This window comes from Streptomyces sp. NP-1717 (assembly GCF_022695985.1).
In the GTDB taxonomy this organism is placed as follows: Bacteria; Actinomycetota; Actinomycetes; order Streptomycetales; family Streptomycetaceae; genus Streptomyces.
On record NZ_JAAPBF010000015.1, the window covers coordinates 1 to 18006 of the forward strand.

Sequence of the window (18006 nt, forward strand, 5' to 3'; positions counted from 1 at the left end):
CCACACCGTCGCCCCCGCCCCCCGTCCAGGCCCGGGCCCACGAGCCGTCCGCCGACGCCGCGCCGCCCGTGACCGACCCGTACCAGCAGCCGTCGCCGTACCAGCAGGAGTACCAGCGGCAGGAGACCTACCGGCGAGCTGAGACAAACCAGCGGTCCGACACGTACCTACAGTCGGCCCCCTACGCACAGACCGACGCCGCCCCAGGGCCCGGCCCCTACCAACAAGCCGATCCGTACCGGCGGTCGGACGACACGTTCCAGCAGCCTCCCGCCGACGGCGGGGGAACCCCGAGTGCCGGTGAACCCTGGTACCCACCCGCAGGAGACCGACAGTGAACGCCCCTCTCCCCGATGTCCCCGAAGTCCGTGTCGTCGGCCTTCCCCAGCTGACACAGGGATTCGACCTCGTCGAGCGGCTCGACCTCTCCATGCACCTGAAGGTGCACGGCCCGCTGGAGCCGCTGACCGGAGAACTGCTCGCACAGCTCGCCGAGAACATCACCCTGCGCGGACGCGGGGGCGCCGGCTTCCCCTTCGGCAAGAAGCTCCGCGCCGTCGCCAAGTCGTCGATCCGGCGCGGGGTGCGGCCCGTCGTCGTGATCAACGGCAGTGAGGGCGAACCCGCCTGCCGCAAGGACACGGTGCTGCTCAACCGCGCGCCCCATCTCATCCTCGACGGCGCCCTGCTGGCGGCCGAGGCGCTGGGCGCGCGCACCCTGGTCGTCGCCGTCACCCGCAACTCCACCGAGATATCGATGCGGGCGGCGCTCGCCGAACGCGGCCTGTCCGACCGGCGCGGGCAGCAACTGCGGGCGCGGGTGATCCGTACGCCCGAACGCATGGTCTCCGGCGAGGCCTCGTCCGTCATCCGCGCGGCGAACGGCGGGCCGTCCCTGCCGCCCGGCCGCCGCGTGCGCGCCGCCGAGTCGGGCGTCGGGGGCGCCCCGACCCTGCTGTCCAACGCCGAGACGTACGCGCAACTGGCCATCGGCGCCCGGATCGGCGCGCGCCGCTACGGGCACACGGGGCTCGACGCGGAGCCCGGCACCGTCATGCTCACCATCTCGGGCGCCGTCGCCCGCCCCATGGTCGTGGAGGTGCCCACGGGGGTGCCGCTGCGGTACGTGCTCCAGCTCGCCGGGGCGCCGCCGCTCCCCCAGGGCGTGCTGACCGGTGGCTACCACGGCAACTGGATCGACTCCGTGGCCGCGCACGACGCGGTCGTCTCGCGCGAGTCCCTCGCGGCGGTGGGCGGCTCGCTCGGCGCGGGCGCGATCCTGCCGATCGGCCCGGAGACCTGCCCGCTGGGTGAGGCGCTGCGCGTGGCCAACTGGCTCGCCGCCGAGACGTCCGGTCAGTGCGGGCCCTGCCGGCTCGGTCTGCCGGCCGCCGCGGGCGGTCTGAGCGACGTACTGAACGGGGGCGGCCCCGCGGCCCTGGAGGCCCTGCGCGAGGTCACCCAGGCGGTCCGGGGGCGGGGAGCGTGCAAGCACCCCGACGGGTCCGCGCGGTTCTTCATGTCCACGCTCTCCGCCTTCACCGACGACCTCGCCGCGCATGTGCTGGACGGCGGCTGCGGTCGCGACACCACGGGTGTGCTGCCGCTGCCGGGCCCCGGCTACCAGACGGCGGAGGAGTCGATCCCGAGCGGCGAGAAGCTGGCCGTGGACTGGACGCTCTGCCAGGGCCACGGGCTCTGCGCGGACATCGTGCCCGAGCTGATCAGGCTCGGCCCCGACGGCTACCCCGCGCTCGCCGACGCCTCCGTACCGATGCATCTGCGGGGCCGTGCCCAGCGTGCCGTACGGCGCTGCCCGGCGCTGGCGCTCCGTATCGAGCAGCCGGCGCCGCAGCGCCCCGCACGGCAGGGAGGTCCGGCGGCCCTGCCGCCGGGCGGTGGCAGGAAGGCCCTCGGCATGGGGCGCTGACGCCTCCTCCGCGGGAAGGCCGGTCCGCGCCTCCCGGACACAGGTGTCAGCGCGGCCGGTAGACCGAGACGAGGAAGGAGACGGTCACCGGGAGCGGTGTGCCGAGCGACGCGACGCTCCGGTGCACTTCCTCTGCACCGAGGTGGTGGGCGCTCGGTCCCATCAGGATCAGATGGCGTACGTCGTCGTCGGTCATGGTGACCTCGCGCTCCACGACGTCCGTGCGCTCCTGCCGGAAGTGGCCGGACAGCGTGCGGTGCAGCCGGTCCTCCTTCGCGGCGTCGACGGACAACATGCCGAGGCTCGCGGGCAGTTCCGCGAGGTGGCGCGCGGTCGGGGTGACGACGACGAGGGCACCGTCCGGCCGCAGGACGCGCCGGAACTCCGGGCCGTTGCGGGGTGCGAAGACGTTGGTCACGACATCGGCGGCGCCGCTCACGACGGGCAGCGGCTTCCAGATGTCGCCGGTCGCCGCACCGGCCCGCGGATGGGCGCCGGCGGCCCGGCGCAGCGCGAACTTGGACGCGTCGAGGCCGAGTCCCACGGCGTCGGGCAGGGCGTCGAGGACGGCCGCCAGGTAGTAGCCGGTGCCCGCCCCGGCGTCCACGACGGTGCCGTCCGGCGGGCACAGCTCCGCGACGGTGTCGGCCAGCGCGCGGGCGAGCGGCTCGTAGTGGCCGGCGTCGAGGAACAGCGTCCGGGCGCTCACCATGGCCGCGTTGTCGGCGTTGGCCGTGTTCGTGTTGCCGGTCAGCAGGCTGAGGTAGCCCTGGCGGGCGACGTCGAAGGAGTGGCCCGCAGCGCAGCCGAGGGACTTGACGCCCCGGAGGGTCCCGACGGGTGCCGGGACGCCGTACGGGGTTGCGAGCGGTCCTTCGCACAGCGGGCACCTCAGCACATCGAGCAGCCGGTGCCAGAGGCCGGGCGCGGCGGGCGAGTTGGACACGGCGTTCCTCCGCGACGGGCTGTCAACGAGAAGAACCCGCCCGGACGTGGCGTCCGGACGGGAACTTCGAGATGTGGAGCTAAGGAGAATTGAACTCCTGACCTCCTGCATGCCATGCAGGCGCTCTACCAACTGAGCTATAGCCCCTTGCGATGTGCCGCACTCCGGGCATCCCCTCGGCGGCGGTGCCAACATTACACGGTCCCTCGGGCCCTCCGCCAAATCGTTTCCGGTATGCACCGATAGGACTGCTACTGTCACCCTTCGTGACCGTATCCACTCCCGTGCTCACGCGAGTGACCGCCGTCCGGCGGTCCGTCCTCGCAGGCGCCGGTGTCTGTCTCTTGTCCTTCGCGGGGTTCTGGATCGCGCAGCGTCTCGCCGCGGTCTCGATGATCGACCTGATGGTCTACCGGGCCGAGGGCCGTACGGTGCTCGACGGGCTCGACCTCTACGCGATGCGCGCGACCCGGGCGGGTCTCCCCACGACGTATCCGCCGTTCGCCGCGCTGCTGTTCACGCCGCTGACGCTGCTGCCGGTCCCGGAGATGCGCACGCTCGCGACGGTGGGCAATCTCCTGCTCCTCGTGGCGTTCGTCCACCTCTCACTGAGGCTGACGTTCCGGGACGCGGTCCGGCCCGGCGCCGCCCTGTGGGTGGCCGCGGTCGCCGTCTGGTGCGAGCCGGTGTGGACGACCCTGCGCTACGGGCAGATCAACCTGCTGATCGGCGTGGCCGTCCTGTGGGACCTCACCCGGCGCGGCGGCCACCGCTGGGCGGGCGTCGGCATCGGTCTCGCGGCGGCGATCAAACTGACGCCGGCGCTGTTCGCCGTCATGCTGCTGATCACCGGTCTGCTGCGGTTCCGCGAGGCCGGCTGGAACCCCTGGCTGCGGCAGGCGGCCGTGGCGGTGGGCGCGTTCCTCGCCGCGACAGCCGCTTCGGCGGTCGTCCTGCCGTCCGACTCCCTCCGCTTCTGGACCGAGATCGTCTTCCGGGCGGACCGGGTGGGGCGGGTGGAGGGCGCCGCGAACCAGTCGCTGCGCGGTGTGTTCGCGCGGGTTCTGCACACCGTCGATCCCTCGCACTGGTGGCTCCCCGTGGCCACGGTGGTCGCCGTGGCGGGGCTGGCCGTCGCGGTGACCGCGGCCCGTCGCGGGCGGACGGCGGAGGCCACCGTCGCCTGCGCGGCGACGGCACTGCTGATCAGCCCCATCTCCTGGTCGCACCACTGGGTGTGGTGCGTGCCGATGGTGCTGCTCCTGATGGCGCACGGCAGGACGGAGTGGGCGGTGGCGGTGGGGGTGGGCTTCTGGTCGTACGCGCTGTGGCGGGTACCGCACGGTGCGGTCGAACGGCTCGAACTGGCCCAGAACCGCTCGCAGATGGTGCTCACGGCGATCTATCCGACGATGGCGCTGGGGATGCTGGTGTATCTGGCGGTCGCCGACCGCAAGGAGCGGGCGCCCGCGGATTACGCGGTGGCGAAGGAGTAGAAGCGCTTGAGCGTGCAGTGCTCGTCCAGGAGGCGGCCGTAGATGGGCTCGCCCTCCAGCTCCCGGTAGGTCTCGATGGGGTCGCCTTTTATGATGAGCGCGCGGGCGCACTCCTCGCACCAGTACTGGAACGAGGCGTTGAGCGGGTCCATGTCCCGGACGATGGGCGTACCGCTGCCGCACCAGTCGCATTTTCTCCTGTGCGCACCCATCACTCAGCTCCAGCTGTGGCCGCAGGCCGTGCACACGTAGGAAACTCCGCCGTTGTCGCCGAGTACTTGGGCCACATGGAACGAACCGCACGACGGACAGCTCAGGCCGGTGGCCGACTCCGTCGCCGCGAGCAGATCACCGACCTCGTCGATGCTGCTGGCGGGCATCGCGCTCTCTCCTCCCCGTCCGGGCCGTCGTCCCCCTCCGGCGGTCCGATTCTGTCATGGCATCGCGAGGAGGGCAGCACGATCAGGCGGGCCGTTACCTTCCGGGGGAGGAGCGGGCGGCGGACGGCCGCGCCGCGGGAGCCGCGCCCGTAACGAGAAATCCCGCCCTCTTGAGGAGGACGGGATTCGCGGTGTGGGGATGTGTGGAGCTAAGGAGAATTGAACTCCTGACCTCCTGCATGCCATGCAGGCGCTCTACCAACTGAGCTATAGCCCCTCATGTTCTTCGCGCTCCGCGCTGTGAACAGGATGAACTTTAGCCTGCGATCTGCCGGAAAGTGAAATCCCCTCCGCCGAGGTCCGACGGCTCCCGGCCGCCGTCGCCCCGCCGCCGTTCGACGGCCGCCCGGACCTCGCTCAGTCGTCGTCGCCGAGCACCGGCTCGGGGAGCGTCCCCGCGTTGTGCTCCTGAAGACGCCAGCCCCGCGCGCCCTCGCCCAGGACGGACCAGCAGCAGTTGGAGAGCCCGCCGAGACCTTCCCAGTGGTGCGCTTCGAGACCGAGCAGCCGGCCGATCGTCGTGCGGATCGTGCCGCCGTGGCTGACCACGACGAGCGTGCCTCCGTCGGGAAGCTTGTCCGCGTGGCGGAGCACGACGGGCGCGGCCCGGTCGGCCACCTCGGTCTCCAGCTCGCCGCCTCCGCGCCGTACGGGCTCACCGCGCTTCCACGCCTGATACTGCTCGCCGAACCGCTCCACGATCTCTTCGTGGGTCAGACCCTGCCAGGCGCCCGCGTAGGTCTCGCGGAGCGCGGAGTCGTAGCTGACGGTGAGCCCGGTCAGCGAGGCCAGCTCGCCGGCCGTGGCCACGACCCGCTGAAGGTCCGAGGCGACGATCGCGTCCGGCCGCAGTGAGGCGAGCAGCCGGGCGGAGCGACGGGCCTGCGCGACGCCGTCCGCCGTCAGCTCGATGTCCGTGGTGCCCTGGAAGCGGCGCTCCAGGTTCCAGGACGTCTGGCCGTGCCTCCACAGGATGACGCGGCGGCCTCTGCCGCCCTTGCTGCCGTTCAGCTCAGCTCACCGTCCATGGAACCGTTCACCTCGGCGTGCTCCGCGCCCTTGCCACGGGTCTTGACGGCGTCCTCCGGCAGCGGCAGCTCCGGGCAGTCCTTCCAGAGGCGTTCGAGCGCGTAGAAGACCCGCTCCTCGCTGTGCTGGACGTGGACCACGATGTCGACGTAGTCCAGCAGGATCCAGCGGGCGTCACGGTCGCCCTCGCGGCGCACCGGCTTGGCGCCGAGTTCCTTGTTGAGACGCTCCTCGATCTCGTCCACGATCGACTTGACCTGACGGTCGTTGGGAGCGGAGGCGAGCAGGAACGCGTCGGTGATCGACAGCACGTCACTGACGTCGTACGCGATGATGTCGTGCGCGAGCCGGTCTGCTGCCGCCTGCGCGGCGGTATTGATGAGCTCGATGGCGCGGTCCGTGGCGGTCACAGGCGATGCTTTCGTCGGCGGTCTGGAGACCCCCAGGGTCTCACGGACCGCCGACAAGCAGGCGCAGCCTTTTGATCAGCCGCTTTCGTAGTCCCCACCGAGGGTGACCGAAACGTCGGCGTTGGGCGCGGCCTTGCCCTTCTTGACCACGCTCACCGGCAGTCCGAGGGTCTTGGCGACCTCTTCCGCCTGCGCCTTGTTCTTCGCGTCACCGTAGGTGACCTGCGACGACGCGGCGAGATCGGCCGTACCGGCGTCGACGAAGGTGTAGCCGCCGTTGATGATCGAGACCCGGGCGGCGTCCCTGTCCGCCTTGTCGCCCGTGGCGTTCTTCACACCGACCCGCAGGGCGGCGCCCTGCTCGGGAGCGCTGACGGTGCCGCCGAGGATGTCCTTGACGACGGTCTCGGTCGCCTCTTCACCGAGGCTGCCGTCCTCGGCGACCGGCAGGACCGTCGTCTTGTAGTCGCCGACCTTGGCGTGCGCCGCGAGGCTGGCCAGGGCCGCGCCCAGGTCCTGCTCGGTCATCGGCGGTTCGAGGATCTGCGCCAGGGTCTCGACGGTGATCGTCGCGCCCTTCGGGTCCTCCGAGATCTTCCGCAGGACGCCCTGCATGACCGCGCCGAAGCGCTCCAGCTGCTTCACCTCGGACTCACCGGTGCCGAGGTGGGTGGCGTACGCGACGGCGGCGGGCCCGTTGAGCGACTGTTCCTCGCCCTTGGTGACCAGCGGGTCCTCGCCCTTCTTGGCGGCGGGGACCTCGGCGTTCGTGGTGATGTCGATGTTGCCGACCAGCTCGACGAGGTTCTCCAGATACGGGGTGTCGAGCCGCCAGGTCCCGGAGATCTTGGTGCCGAGCAGGGTGTCGACGGACTCGCGGGTGCTCTGGGAGCCGCTGTCGGAGATGGACTTGGCGAGGGTGCCGGTGGTGCCGGTCTCCCCGTCGGCCACGGCGAGGGAGTTGGGCAGCAGGACGGTGGTGCCCTGCTTGGTCGTCGAGTTGTTGACGAGCAGCGCCGTGGAGGTGTCCTTGTTCTTGGTGTTGTGCAGATTCACCATGATCACGTCGCGCTTCTGCGGCCCGGTCGCGGTGTTCTCCTTCTTCTCGTCCGCCGGGAAGCCGGGCAGCTTGCCCGCGTACCAGAGGTAGCCGACGCCCCCGGCGACCACCAGCGCCATGACGACCACCAGGGCGACGACGCGGCTGCGGCCTCGGCGACGGGCCTCCTCGCGGCGCTCGGAACGGCTTTCGGTGAACTTGAGCCAGTCGATGACGTCTTCGGAGTCGGCGTCCGGCTCTTCTATGAAGGAGAACTGCTCGGTCTTGTACTCACCGTCGGGCGCGGACCGCCGCTGCCCGGGCACGGCACGCTCGGGAGCGGGGGCGGAGGGGGCCGGGGGTGCGGGCGCGGGCTCTTCGACCGGCGCGGACTGCTGTTGCTGCTGATGTTGTTGTTGCTGCTGCTGCTGCTGCGGGATGTTCCACTGCGTGGTGTCGACGGCCGCCTGCTGCTGGCCGGTGTCGTAGCCGTAACCCTGTTGCTGTTGCTGTTGGGCGTACGGGTCGTACGGAGCCTGCTGGCCGCCGTACGGGTCGTAGCCGTAACCCTGTTGCTGCGTGTACGGGTCGTACTGCTGTGCCTGGGGCTGCTGTTGGTGCTGTGGCTCCTGCTGCTGTTGCTGTTGTTGCTGCTGGTACACCGGTTGCCCGTACTCGTCGTAGCCCACGATCTGCGGCTGCTGGTAATACGGGTCGTACGGGTCGTACGGCTGCTGGTCGTTCACCGGTGCCCCTCTCCGCGGCTCATTCGCCGCGGTACAACTGGCGCTTGTCGATGTAGCGCACCACACCGTCCGGCACCAGATACCAGACCGGATCGCCCTGCGCGACCCTTCCCCGGCAGTCGGTCGACGAGATCGCGAGCGCGGGCACCTCCACCAACGAGACGCCGCCCTTGGGCAGTCCGTCGTCCGTCAGATCGTGTCCGGGCCGGGTGACACCGATGAAGTGGGCCAGCGCGAACAGCTCTTCGGCGTCCCGCCAGCTGAGGATCTGGGACAGCGCGTCCGCCCCGGTGATGAAGAAGAGATCCGCGTCGCCGTGCAGGGAGTGCAGATCCCGCAGCGTATCGGTGGTGTAGGTCTTGCCGCCACGGTCGATGTCGATACGGCTGACCGAGAACTGCGGGTTGGAGGCCGTCGCGATGACCGTCATCAGATAGCGGTCCTCCGCCGGAGAGACCGCCGTCTGGCTCTTCTGCCACGGCTGTCCCGTCGGTACGAACACCACCTCGTCGAGATCGAACAGCGCGGCCACCTCGCTGGCCGCCACCAGGTGTCCGTGGTGGATCGGATCGAACGTCCCGCCCATCACGCCGAGACGGCGTCTGGCGCCGCCTTTCGCGCCGGCGGCCGGCACTTCCTGCTCTCCCATGGCTGCGGAGCCTACCGGCACGGCGTTACGGCTCCGTCTCAGCGATCGCGGTTGAAGCGGGTGGTGATCCACAGCATGAGAAGCAGCGCGAACAGGGCGCCGCCGCCCGTGAGGTAGGCATTGAGGCTCTCGTGGCCGCCGCCGTGCTCGCCGCCCTCGGCGGCGACGGTGACCAGGTTGGCTGCGGTGCTGTAGAGGCTCATCTTCGGCAGGACCCATTCGAATCGGGGGCGGAGACTTCGCGCACATCGTATGCGGGCCGTTCGGGCACCCTCACGCCGACTCGGACGTTGTTGTCGACGACGGCGCACCGCGGCCCGGCCATAACCGTATCCGCAGCACATACGGTGGGGCCTGTCAGGGGGACGAGCCGACGACTCGTACGAACAGGGGATTTCCATGACCGAAGACAGCCACGAGGCAGCCAGTCACGAGAATGTGCCGAGCCGGCAGCGCAAGCGCTTCCCCGGTATCTCCTCCCGGGCGTACGAACATCCCGCGGACCGCTCGGCCCTGGTCGCGCTGCGCAAGCTGAGCGGTTTCGACACGGTCTTCAAGGCGATGAGCGCCCTGCTGCCGGAGCGCAGCCTGCGCCTTCTCTTCCTCTCCGACTCGGTGCGGGTCAGCGACGTGCAGTTCGCGCATCTGCACACGATGCTGCTGGACGCCTGTTACATCCTGGACCTGGAGAAGGTCCCCACGATGTACGTCGCGCAGAACCCGATGCCCAACGCGATGTGCATCGGTCTCGACGAGCCGATCATCGTGGTCAACACGGGTCTCGTCGAGCTGCTGGACGAGGAGGAGATGCGGGCGGTCGTCGGTCACGAGGTGGGCCACGCGCTGTCCGGGCACTCCGTCTACCGCACGATCCTGCTCTTCCTCACGAATCTCGCGCTCAAGGTCGCCTGGATCCCGCTCGGCAATGTCGCGATCATGGCGATCGTGTCGGCGCTGCGCGAGTGGTTCCGCAAGTCGGAGCTGTCGGCGGACCGGGCGGGCCTGCTGGTCGGCCAGGACCCCCAGGCGTCGATGCGCGGTCTGATGAAGATCGCGGGCGGCAACCATCTGCACGAGATGAACGTGGACGCGTTCCTGGAGCAGGCGGCGGAGTACGAGGCGGGGGGCGACCTGCGCGACTCCGTGCTCAAGATCCTCAACGTCCTGCCGCGTACGCACCCGTTCACCACCGTGCGCGCCGCCGAGCTGAAGAAGTGGGGCGAGAGCCGCGACTTCCAGCGGATCATGGACGGGCACTACCCGCGTCGTTCGGAGGACAAGGACACCTCGGTCAGCGACTCGATCCGGGACTCCGCCTCGCACTACGCGGACACGGTCCGCACCAGCAAGGACCCGCTGATGAAGCTGGTCGGCGACATCGCGGGCGGCGCGGGCGATCTGGGCGGCAAGCTCCGGGACAGGTTCACGGGCAACGGCGGTGGCGGCGGAAACACCGGCGGGGGCAACCGCGGGAGCAACGGCGCGGGCTCCGAGGGCAGCGGCGGCAGGCCGGCGGACGACGACGGCAAGTAGCCGCCGCGGGGCCACCGGCCGTACGTATCCGCCGGAGAGGGCCTGGGGCCGTGCCTGACACATGGCGCCGTCCGCCCGCAGGGCCGGGGCCGGCGGCGGCTGGTGCGGTGCAGCCCGAGGCGGAGGGCCGGCGTTGTGGATGGACCTGCCGCACTCGGCCGTCCCGACAGCGCGGCGAGGTGCCGTGCCAGGCGCCGCCGGCCAGGCGGGATGTGCCGGACACGGCCTAACCGCCGGGCTGCGCGCCGCTGTCCAGCACGCCGCACAGCCCGGCGGTGGGTGGTCCCGTCGCGTACGGATCGGTGCCGGCCGGGCCCGCGGGCTTCGCCCTGGCGCCCGCCAGCAGCGGTGTCAGGGTGCTCGACGCCTCCGTCGAGCACGCCTGTGGTCCCGCCTGGACGTGGCTGGTCAGCAGTTCGGCCCGGTGTCCGGGCAGATCGTCGCGGTCGAAGCGGAAGTGCAGTGTCCGGCGGACGGTGAACAGCGAGGCGTCCCGCTTCGCCTTCTCCCCTTCGCCCTCCCCCGCCGACCGCCCGGCGGGACGCAGCGCGTAGACGAAGGTGTGGTCCGACATCACGTCGATCGTGCCGGGCGTCGACTCCGCGAACCGGAGTGTGCCCCGGACGTGGACCGCCGAGTCGGCGAGCGCCACCTTCTCCGGGTCGAAGCGCACCAGCCAGCCCTCCGGCGCGTGTCTGCCGTCGTCGGCCGGATCGGCGAAGCTCGCGTCGAACTGGGCGAGCTGCTGGGGGTCGAGCAGCGACCGTACCGGGAGCCGCTCGGCACCGGTGAGGACGTCCGGGTCGACGGACGAGGCGACGAGGTAGTCCTTCGCGGTGGTCAGCGCGGTCATCACCTCGTTCTCCGTGAAGTGCGGTGTCCGGCGGGCCAGCGGCAGGGGGATGCCCGAGGCTCCGGTGGGGAATTTCGCCGCCGGGCTCTGCCGCAGCAGTCTCTCGGGGTCGTCGCCCGGCACCACGCCGGCCGGCGCGAGCGGAATGACCGTCATACGCAGCGGTTCCGCCGATCGGGTGACGGCCGGCCGGTACGGGGGCCGGACACCGACGTAGACGGCGGTGCCGAAGGCCACGGCGATCACCAGCACCAGCAGCAGGACCTGGAGCGATCCGCGCCGGGGGGTCAGCGAGCCAGCGGCGGGCTTCTCGGCGGGGTCCCGGCGGCGTACCGCGTGGGAGTGGTCGCCCATGCGCTCCTTGGCGGAGAACTCCTGGAGACGCGCAGCACGGACGAACGATTCGTCGAAGACGACGGACCGGTACTCGTCATCGCCACCGCCGGGTGTTCCCTCAGGCGTGCCCTCGGGTGGGTCTCCGCGCGCTGCCATACCTTCAGGTTAGGTCGGCGGGGCCGAACATAAACGCGGGCGGCGTCCTCAGGAGCGACCCCCGCCACGGAGCGTCACAGCGCTCGACGGCGGGGGCACGGGGCTCATGGAGTGCTGCGTGGCACGGCCGAGACCGCGGGGACCGAGTACTCCGTCGAGGACGCGGATCCGTCCGCGCCCCGCGAGGAGTCCAGGCCGGTCGTGGCGGGCGGTGGCACCCGGTCCTGGCGGTTGCCCGAGGCGCCGCGGTAGACGGCGGTGAACGCGAGGGCGACCATGCCGATGCCCATCACCACGGCGAGGATCCAGGCGACGGGCCGGTGCCAGCGGGCGCTGCCCCGGTAGGGGCGCAGAGCGCCGCCGTGGCGTCCGTACGGGCCGAAGTCGCCGTCCGGGTCGTCCGGGTCGTACGCGGCGCCGTAGGGCCGTTGGTCGCCGTACTCGCCCGCCGGGCCGAAACCGTCCTCGTAGCGGTCGTCGTCGGACCGGCCGCCGTAGGAGCGCGCGCGGGCCGCCTCGGCGTCGGCGCGCGCCTGTGCGGCGGCCAGCAGCCGCTCGACGGCGGTCGGTTCATGAATGGGAGCGGACCGGATGAAGTCCTCGTCGAACACCACGGAGGCGAAGTCCTCGTCCGCGCCTCCGCGGTCGTCGTCGGGCTCCCAGCCGTCCGGGAACGGCTTGCCCCCCACGTCGTCCGGCACCTTCTCAGAGTAGACCGGGGAGGCCGTTTTCGGCAGGGACAGCGGAGATTCCGCCGGATTCCGCCCTCGGCTACCGTGTGTGACCGTCGCCTGTCACGATGTACTTGGTCGACGTCAGTTCCGGCAGTCCCATCGGTCCGCGCGCGTGCAGTTTCTGCGTGGAGATACCGATCTCGGCGCCGAAGCCGAACTGCCCGCCGTCCGTGAACCGCGTCGACGCGTTGACCGCGACGGTCGTGGAGTCGACCAACTGGGTGAAGCGGCGGGCCGCCGCCTGCGAAGTGGTGACGATGGCCTCGGTGTGACCGGAGGACCAGAGCCGGATGTGGGCGACGGCCGCGTCGAGCGAGTCGACCACGGCGGCGGCGATGTCGTACGACAGGTACTCGGTCTCCCAGTCCTCGGCGGTGGCCGCCACGACGGTGGCCTTCGTGCCGCCGGCCGTCTCCGCCAACTCCAGCACCCGCTCGTCGGCGTGCACGGTGACCCCGGCCCCGGCGAGCGCGTCGAGCGCGCGCGGCAGGAAGGCGGCGGCGACGTCCTGGTGGACGAGGAGCGTCTCGGCGGCGTTGCAGACGCTGGGGCGCTGCGCCTTGGAGTTGAGGAGGATGTCGACGGCCATGTCGAGGTCGGTCTCGGCGTCCACGTAGACGTGGCAGTTGCCGGTGCCGGTCTCGATGACGGGGACGGTGGACTCCTCCACGACGGTGCGGATCAGCGAGGCGCCGCCGCGCGGGATCAGCACGTCGACCAGTCCGCGGGCGCGCATCAGTTCGCGTACGGAGTCGCGGTTCTCGCCCGGCACGAGCTGGACGGCGTCGGCCGGCAGCCCGGCCCCGCCGACGGCGTCGCGCAGCACGCGCACGAGCGCGGTGTTGGAGGAGTACGCGGAGGACGAGCCGCGCAGCAGTACGGCGTTGCCGGACTTCAGGCAGAGCGCCGCCGCGTCCACGGTGACGTTGGGGCGGGCCTCGTAGATGATCCCGACCACGCCCAGCGGGACGCGCACCTGGCGCAGGTCGATGCCGTTGGGGAGCGTCGATCCGCGGACGACCTCACCGACCGGATCGGGCAGCGCGGCCACGTCGCGTACGTCGGCGGCGATCGCCCGCACCCGCTCGGGTGTGAGGGTCAGCCGGTCGATGATCGCCTCGCTGGTGCCCGCTTCCCTGGCCCGCTCGACGTCCTCGCCGTTCGCCTTGATGATCTCCTGCGTACGGACTTCCAGGGCGTCGGCGATCGCCAGCAGCGCGTCGTCCTTGACCGAGCGCGGCAGTGGGGCGAGGTCCGCGGCTGCGGAGCGGGCGCGGTAGGCGGTCCTGGTGACCGGTGTCAGGTTGTCGTACGGCGAGAGGGAGGTCATGCCCGCAGGGTAATGCGCGCGCCGCGGGCACTTCCCCCGTATCCCGTACTCCGAGACGGCCGCGACCTCTCCGGTGCGGGCCGCGGCCCCTTCGGTCAGAACGGATGGACGCCCACCGGCGCGGCAGGCGGCGGGCCGTAGCCCTCCGCGATGCGCAGGTGGTAGGTCTCCCGGTCGATGACTTCGAGACCGACGATCTCCCAGGGAGGCAGCCTGGCGCTCGACCGGTGCTCGCCCCAGAGCCGCAGCGCGACCGCCGCCGCGTCGTGCAGATCCCTGGCCTCTTCCCAGTACCGGATCTCCGCGTGATCGTTCGCGTATCTGCTGGTGAGCAGGAAGGGATGGTCGTGGGCGAGCTGTTCTAGGCCCCGTCTGACCTCGGTGATCGGCGCCTCGGGACCGGAAACGCTGAGCGTGATGTGCCAGAGCTTCGACACCGCGCGGTCCTCCCCGCGCGCCTGTGCCCGCCGGGACGTGCCCGGATCCTGCACGTCGTCGAAGTCGTCGAAGTCCGGTCCCGCTTCGACGCTGGTCAGCGTCCGCTCTTCCCCCGCGGCCCTCCGGGCGTGCAAAGTGCCTCCTCCTGACCCGAGGGACCCCGCCCCCGGGCGCGTTCGTCTCACCGGCGGCCTCCTGTTGCTGCGTCGTCCTACTGCTACCCCGCCTCGTACCCCTGAGACAAAGTTGACCAGCCCGGGAGGGGGCATGGGGTGCTTTCGGTAAAGGTCCCTTCCAAAAAACCGGACTTTCAGCCGTTTCAGGGGAGGGTCATGGATGCAGGATGACCAGATCGTCCCTGTGTACGACCTCCCGCTCGTAGGCGGGCCCCAGATCCCGCGCCAGATCCCGGGTGGAGCGGCCGAGTAGCTGGGGAATCTCCTTGGCGTCGAAGTTGACCAGTCCACGGGCCACGGCACGGCCTGCCGTGTCGCGCAGTTCGACCGGGTCCCCCGCGCTGAACTCGCCCTCCACCGAGGCGATCCCGGCCGGCAGCAGTGAGGTGCGGCGCTCCACGACGGCCCGTACGGCGCCTTCGTCGAGGGTCAGCGCGCCCTGCGGCGTGGACGCGTGGGCGAGCCAGAGCAGCCGGTCGGCCGACCGGCGCCCGGTTCGGCCGAAGTACGTACCCGTGTCGCGGCCGGCGAGGGCGTCGCCCGCGCGGCCGGCCGAGGTCAGTACGACGGGGATGCCCGCGGCGGCGGCGATCCTGGCCGCCTCGACCTTGGTGACCATGCCGCCGGTGCCGAGTCCGGCCTTGCCCGCGCTTCCCATGGAGACGCCGATCAGATCGGCGGGACCGTCGACGCGTGCGATCCGGGAGGTGCCGGGTTTGGCGGGATCACCGTCGTACAGGCCGTCGACGTCCGAGAGCAGGACGAGGAGGTCGGCGCGGACGAGATGGGCGACGAGCGCGGCCAGCCGGTCGTTGTCGCCGAAGCGGATCTCCTCGGTGGCGACGGTGTCGTTCTCGTTGACGACCGGGACGGTGCCCATGGTGAGCAACTGGTCGAGCGTGCGGTAGGCGTTGCGGTAGTGGGAGCGGCGGCTGGTGTCGTCGGTGGTGAGCAGGACCTGGCCGACGCGCAGCCCGTAGCGCGAGAAGGACGAGGCGTAGCGGGCGACGAGCAGTCCCTGTCCGACGCTGGCCGCCGCCTGCTGGCGGGCGAGGTCGCGGGGGCGGCGGGCGAGGCCGAGCGGGGCGAGGCCGGCGGCGATGGCGCCGCTGGAGACGAGGACGATCTCCTTCTCGCCGCCGCCGCGGGCCTTGGCGAGTACGTCGACGAGGGCGTCGACGCGGTCCGCGTCGAGCCCGCCGGAGGCGGTGGTGAGCGAGGAGGAGCCGACCTTGACGACGATCCTGCGGGCTTGCGTTACGTACTGCCTTGCCACTGTCACGGGCCGAATCTATGCCAGCGGGCCTCGTCGGCGCGCGGTCGTTTCACGCGCTGGACAGCGCCCGGGCCGGTGTCCGGGGCCGCGACCTCGCACGGGCGGGGCGCCCCCGCGCGGGACTCCGCAGGCACCACGCGCACGGGCCCCCGCGGCCCCGGGGACGGGTGTGGCACCGCGCCGCGGTGCGCACCCGGGGCAATGCCCCGGCACGGCACGCTCGTACGCGTACGGCCCGGGCCGCCCCCCACACGGGGTCGTCCGGGCCGTGGGCGTGGTGTCCGTCAGCGCGCGACCGGGGCCTGCGCGCCGTTCGGCTCCGTGGCGTCGGCCGCGACCGACGCCGCCTCGGGGTCGGCGGCGGGCTCGCGCTCCGGCTCCGTGCCGGGCTGCTCCTGGGCGCTCAGCCGCTGCTGGACGCCGACGTTACGGGCCTCGGCCTTGGCGCCCAGGGCGGTGACGGCGGCGTTGAACTGCTGGATCGACGTCGGCTCGTCGGGCCCGAGCAGATACGTCTTCAGCTCGCGCCTGGCGGCGGCCAGCCGGTCGGCCGCCGGATCGGCGACCGCCTTCAGCAGCTCGTCCAGCTCCACCGCGCTGTTGGACAGGACGACGGCGGCCCGCACGGCGGTGTTCTGGCGCTTGAACTCCTCCACGCCGAGCTGGGCGGAGTCGGTCACGGCGTACGGCTTGCCGCTCGCGATGAAGTCCGACACCACGCTGGAGATGTCCGAAACCATGCCGTCGGACTGGTTGAAGCAGTCGTACAGCTTGGGCTCGGCGCCCGTGACGACCTTGTGCTCCCACCAGCCGAAGGTGCGCCAGTACGCGTCGTTCCATTCGGCCCGCAGCGCCTTCGCGCGGTCCAGGCGCTCCGGGTCGGCGAGCGAGACGCGCGACTCCTCCGACTCGTCGCCGCCGGAGCGGCCGGGGGCGGTGAGCGCGGCCAGTTGGCCCTCGATACGGGTCAACTCGGCGCGGGCGGCGGCCTGTCCGGCCTGCGCGTCGGCGGATTCCTTGGTCCAGCGCGGCTCGGCGGCGCGTGCCACGTTCGCGGCGTTCACCATCGCGGTGATCCGGTCGTGGACCGCCTTGGCCTTCTTGTCACGGATGCCGGTGAAGGGGTGGGGCTTGTAGATGACCCGGACGGGCTTCTCGGCCTTCAGCAGCCGCTTGACGATGTTCTCGCCGGCCAGCAGCAGCGAGGTGTTGCCGGGGTTGTCGTCCCAGCCCTCCCAGGTGGGGGCGTACAGGATCGTCGGTACGGGCTGTCCGGGCGTGCCCGAGCCGGTTTTGATCGGCGCGAGCTGCGGGCGGCCCACCTCGACGATGTCCTCGTCACGGACGCCGACGTCGGCTAGCGCGTACCGGTCGCGGCCGGCCCGCCCGGCGGTCCACACCTCGTCGTACACCTTGCTGAACGGGTTGACGCTGGCGATCTTGTCGCTGTCGCCGTGGCCGATGAAAACGTGCTTCATGGTCGGCACGCGCAGCAGGTGGATGTTCTTGCCGACGTTGGCGGCGTAGAGCGCGACCCGGACGGACGACAGGTCGAGGTTCATCAGGTGCGTGCCGCCGGGGACGCAGAGCACCGGCAGCCAGGTCGGGGCGAGTTGGGTCATGATGGCCCGCTCGCGCAGCACGACCAGCGGCCGGCCCTCGGACTGCTCCAGGGTCTCCAGCCACATGTTGACCTGGTAGGCGGACTCCTTGGAGCCGGAGAAGTACAGGACCACCGAAGGCTGGTACTCCCGCAGCCAGTTGTCGACTGCGCCGAGGACGGCGGGGGCCGTGGGCACGCGGCGGCTGCGGCGCAGGTACGGCACGAGCAGCAGGATGTAGACCAGGCCGAGGACGAGGGTGATGCCGAGTCCCGCGTAGCCGTAGGCGTCCGTGCCGGTCTCGGCGGCGGCGAGCAGTCCGGCGATCGCGAACACGTCGAGGTGGAGCATCTTCTCGGCGGAGCGGTTCACCAGATAGTTGGGCGGGGCGTCCGGGATGCGCAGGGCGTGGAGGTCGACGTTGCGCGCGACGACCGGCATGCCGCGGCGCAGCCGGATGAGGGTCGCCAGCGCGCCCTGGGGTGCCTGGAGACCGTAGAAGAGCAGGAAGCCGGCGACCGCCGCGTAGAACAGGGGCTGTTCGGCCAGGTCCATCCGCGCCAGGAGCAGCACGAGGAGCAACTGGCGCACCAGGAAGCGGATCGACAGCCCGGCCCGGACCTTGTTGAGCCGGTTGATGAGATAGCTGTTGCGCTGATGCAGGAATCGGTCCGCGCCGTAGGTCACGGCACAGGCAGCCGCGAAGAACCAGAGGTTCGGGATCAGCGCTGCGAGCATGACGCACGGGTATCCGAGCCCCAGCAGGGCGGCGGCGGCCAGCTCGGCTCGGCTGCCCACACGGGCCAGGCGGATGGCGGTCGAAATCACGAAGAACCTGCTCCAGGAGAGGGTGCCGGTTATTTCACAGTTGGCGGGAATTGTGAAGCC

17 protein-coding genes, 2 tRNA genes and 1 pseudogene are annotated in these 18006 nt (G+C 71.2%); 4 read left to right on the forward strand and 16 right to left on the reverse strand.

Annotation, left to right across the window (positions count from 1 at the left end; translation table 11 throughout):
- Nucleotides 1–338, forward strand: a pseudogene (locus GXP76_RS05170) (hypothetical protein); the annotation flags it as partial.
- Nucleotides 335–1930 carry an NADH-quinone oxidoreductase subunit NuoF family protein gene (locus tag GXP76_RS05175; protein ID WP_242570219.1) on the forward strand — a complete coding sequence of 532 codons (1596 nt, stop codon included), beginning with the start codon at nt 335–337 and terminating at the stop codon, nt 1928–1930. The pseudogene GXP76_RS05170 and the gene GXP76_RS05175, both read left to right, overlap by 4 nt.
- A 46-nt stretch (nt 1931–1976) precedes the next feature.
- Here the strand turns inward: GXP76_RS05175 and GXP76_RS05180 are convergent, their stop codons facing one another.
- Together GXP76_RS05180 and GXP76_RS05185 are read right to left on the reverse strand one after the other, a co-directional pair.
- Nucleotides 1977–2876: a putative RNA methyltransferase gene (locus tag GXP76_RS05180; protein WP_242570220.1), complete on the reverse strand. Its 900-nt coding sequence runs from the start codon at nt 2874–2876 to the stop codon at nt 1977–1979.
- A 74-nt stretch (nt 2877–2950) separates the two neighbouring features.
- Nucleotides 2951–3023: transfer RNA gene (locus GXP76_RS05185), tRNA-Ala, on the reverse strand.
- A 119-nt stretch (nt 3024–3142) separates the two neighbouring features.
- Between GXP76_RS05185 and GXP76_RS05190 the strand changes: the two genes are divergently transcribed.
- A complete protein-coding gene (locus GXP76_RS05190) occupies nt 3143–4372 on the forward strand; it encodes a glycosyltransferase 87 family protein (RefSeq protein ID WP_242570221.1) in 1230 nt (409 codons plus the stop codon).
- Here GXP76_RS05190 and GXP76_RS05195 read toward each other — a convergent pair.
- The 8 genes from GXP76_RS05195 to GXP76_RS05230 form a co-directional block, all read right to left on the reverse strand.
- Complete coding sequence (locus tag GXP76_RS05195) at nt 4351–4584, reverse strand: hypothetical protein (RefSeq protein WP_031231688.1); 234 nt, start codon at nt 4582–4584, stop codon at nt 4351–4353. The two genes, GXP76_RS05190 and GXP76_RS05195, sit on opposite strands and share 22 nt — an antisense overlap.
- A 3-nt stretch (nt 4585–4587) precedes the next feature.
- Nucleotides 4588–4752: a hypothetical protein gene (locus GXP76_RS05200; protein WP_242570222.1), complete on the reverse strand. Its 165-nt coding sequence runs from the start codon at nt 4750–4752 to the stop codon at nt 4588–4590.
- A gap of 204 nt (nt 4753–4956) precedes the next feature.
- A tRNA-Ala gene (locus GXP76_RS05205) sits at nt 4957–5029 on the reverse strand.
- Nucleotides 5030–5169: 140 nt separating this feature from the next.
- On the reverse strand, nt 5170–5823 hold the full coding sequence (locus tag GXP76_RS05210; protein ID WP_242570267.1) for a histidine phosphatase family protein: 654 nt from the start codon (nt 5821–5823) through the stop codon (nt 5170–5172).
- Nucleotides 5820–6251 (reverse strand): ribosome silencing factor, encoded by a 432-nt coding sequence (gene rsfS, locus GXP76_RS05215; RefSeq protein ID WP_078077390.1) that lies wholly within the window; start codon nt 6249–6251, stop codon nt 5820–5822. The genes GXP76_RS05210 and rsfS overlap by 4 nt, the downstream gene beginning before the upstream one ends.
- Nucleotides 6252–6326: 75 nt before the next feature.
- Nucleotides 6327–8036 (reverse strand): LCP family protein, encoded by a 1710-nt coding sequence (locus tag GXP76_RS05220; protein WP_242570223.1) that lies wholly within the window; start codon nt 8034–8036, stop codon nt 6327–6329.
- A 19-nt stretch (nt 8037–8055) separates the two neighbouring features.
- Nucleotides 8056–8685, reverse strand: a complete 630-nt coding sequence (nadD, locus tag GXP76_RS05225; protein WP_242570224.1) for a nicotinate-nucleotide adenylyltransferase — start codon at nt 8683–8685, stop codon at nt 8056–8058.
- A 38-nt stretch (nt 8686–8723) separates the two neighbouring features.
- A complete protein-coding gene (locus tag GXP76_RS05230) occupies nt 8724–8888 on the reverse strand; it encodes a hypothetical protein (RefSeq protein WP_242570225.1) in 165 nt (54 codons plus the stop codon).
- A 196-nt stretch (nt 8889–9084) separates the two neighbouring features.
- Between GXP76_RS05230 and GXP76_RS05235 the strand changes: the two genes are divergently transcribed.
- Nucleotides 9085–10218, forward strand: coding sequence for a M48 family metallopeptidase (locus tag GXP76_RS05235; protein ID WP_242570226.1), 1134 nt, complete (start codon nt 9085–9087; stop codon nt 10216–10218).
- Nucleotides 10219–10444: 226 nt separating this feature from the next.
- Here GXP76_RS05235 and GXP76_RS05240 read toward each other — a convergent pair whose 3' ends face one another.
- From GXP76_RS05240 to GXP76_RS05265, 6 genes are all read right to left on the reverse strand, one after another.
- A complete protein-coding gene (locus GXP76_RS05240) occupies nt 10445–11563 on the reverse strand; it encodes a hypothetical protein (protein WP_242570227.1) in 1119 nt (372 codons plus the stop codon).
- Between the two features lie 104 nt (nt 11564–11667).
- A complete protein-coding gene (locus tag GXP76_RS05245; RefSeq protein WP_242570228.1) occupies nt 11668–12264 on the reverse strand; it encodes a hypothetical protein in 597 nt (198 codons plus the stop codon).
- A gap of 70 nt (nt 12265–12334) precedes the next feature.
- Complete coding sequence (locus tag GXP76_RS05250; RefSeq protein ID WP_242570229.1) at nt 12335–13627, reverse strand: glutamate-5-semialdehyde dehydrogenase; 1293 nt, start codon at nt 13625–13627, stop codon at nt 12335–12337.
- Nucleotides 13628–13722: 95 nt separating this feature from the next.
- Nucleotides 13723–14250: a hypothetical protein gene (locus GXP76_RS05255; protein ID WP_242570230.1), complete on the reverse strand. Its 528-nt coding sequence runs from the start codon at nt 14248–14250 to the stop codon at nt 13723–13725.
- 145 nt (nt 14251–14395) lie between these two features.
- Complete coding sequence (gene proB, locus GXP76_RS05260; RefSeq protein ID WP_242570231.1) at nt 14396–15523, reverse strand: glutamate 5-kinase; 1128 nt, start codon at nt 15521–15523, stop codon at nt 14396–14398.
- 278 nt (nt 15524–15801) lie between these two features.
- A complete protein-coding gene (locus GXP76_RS05265; RefSeq protein ID WP_242570232.1) occupies nt 15802–17946 on the reverse strand; it encodes a hypothetical protein in 2145 nt (714 codons plus the stop codon).
- Nucleotides 17947–18006 lie beyond the last annotated feature (60 nt).

Coding starts and splice junctions, on each gene's coding strand:
- GXP76_RS05195 (WP_031231688.1), bottom strand. CDS start 4,584: ATGGGTGCGCACAGGAGAAAATGCGACTGGTGCGGCAGCGGTACGCCC.
- GXP76_RS05200 (WP_242570222.1), bottom strand. CDS start 4,752: ATGCCCGCCAGCAGCATCGACGAGGTCGGTGATCTGCTCGCGGCGACG.
- nadD (WP_242570224.1), bottom strand. CDS start 8,685: ATGGGAGAGCAGGAAGTGCCGGCCGCCGGCGCGAAAGGCGGCGCCAGA.
- GXP76_RS05230 (WP_242570225.1), bottom strand. CDS start 8,888: ATGAGCCTCTACAGCACCGCAGCCAACCTGGTCACCGTCGCCGCCGAG.
- GXP76_RS05235 (WP_242570226.1), top strand. CDS start 9,085: ATGACCGAAGACAGCCACGAGGCAGCCAGTCACGAGAATGTGCCGAGC.
- GXP76_RS05240 (WP_242570227.1), bottom strand. CDS start 11,563: ATGGCAGCGCGCGGAGACCCACCCGAGGGCACGCCTGAGGGAACACCC.
- GXP76_RS05250 (WP_242570229.1), bottom strand. CDS start 13,627: ATGACCTCCCTCTCGCCGTACGACAACCTGACACCGGTCACCAGGACC.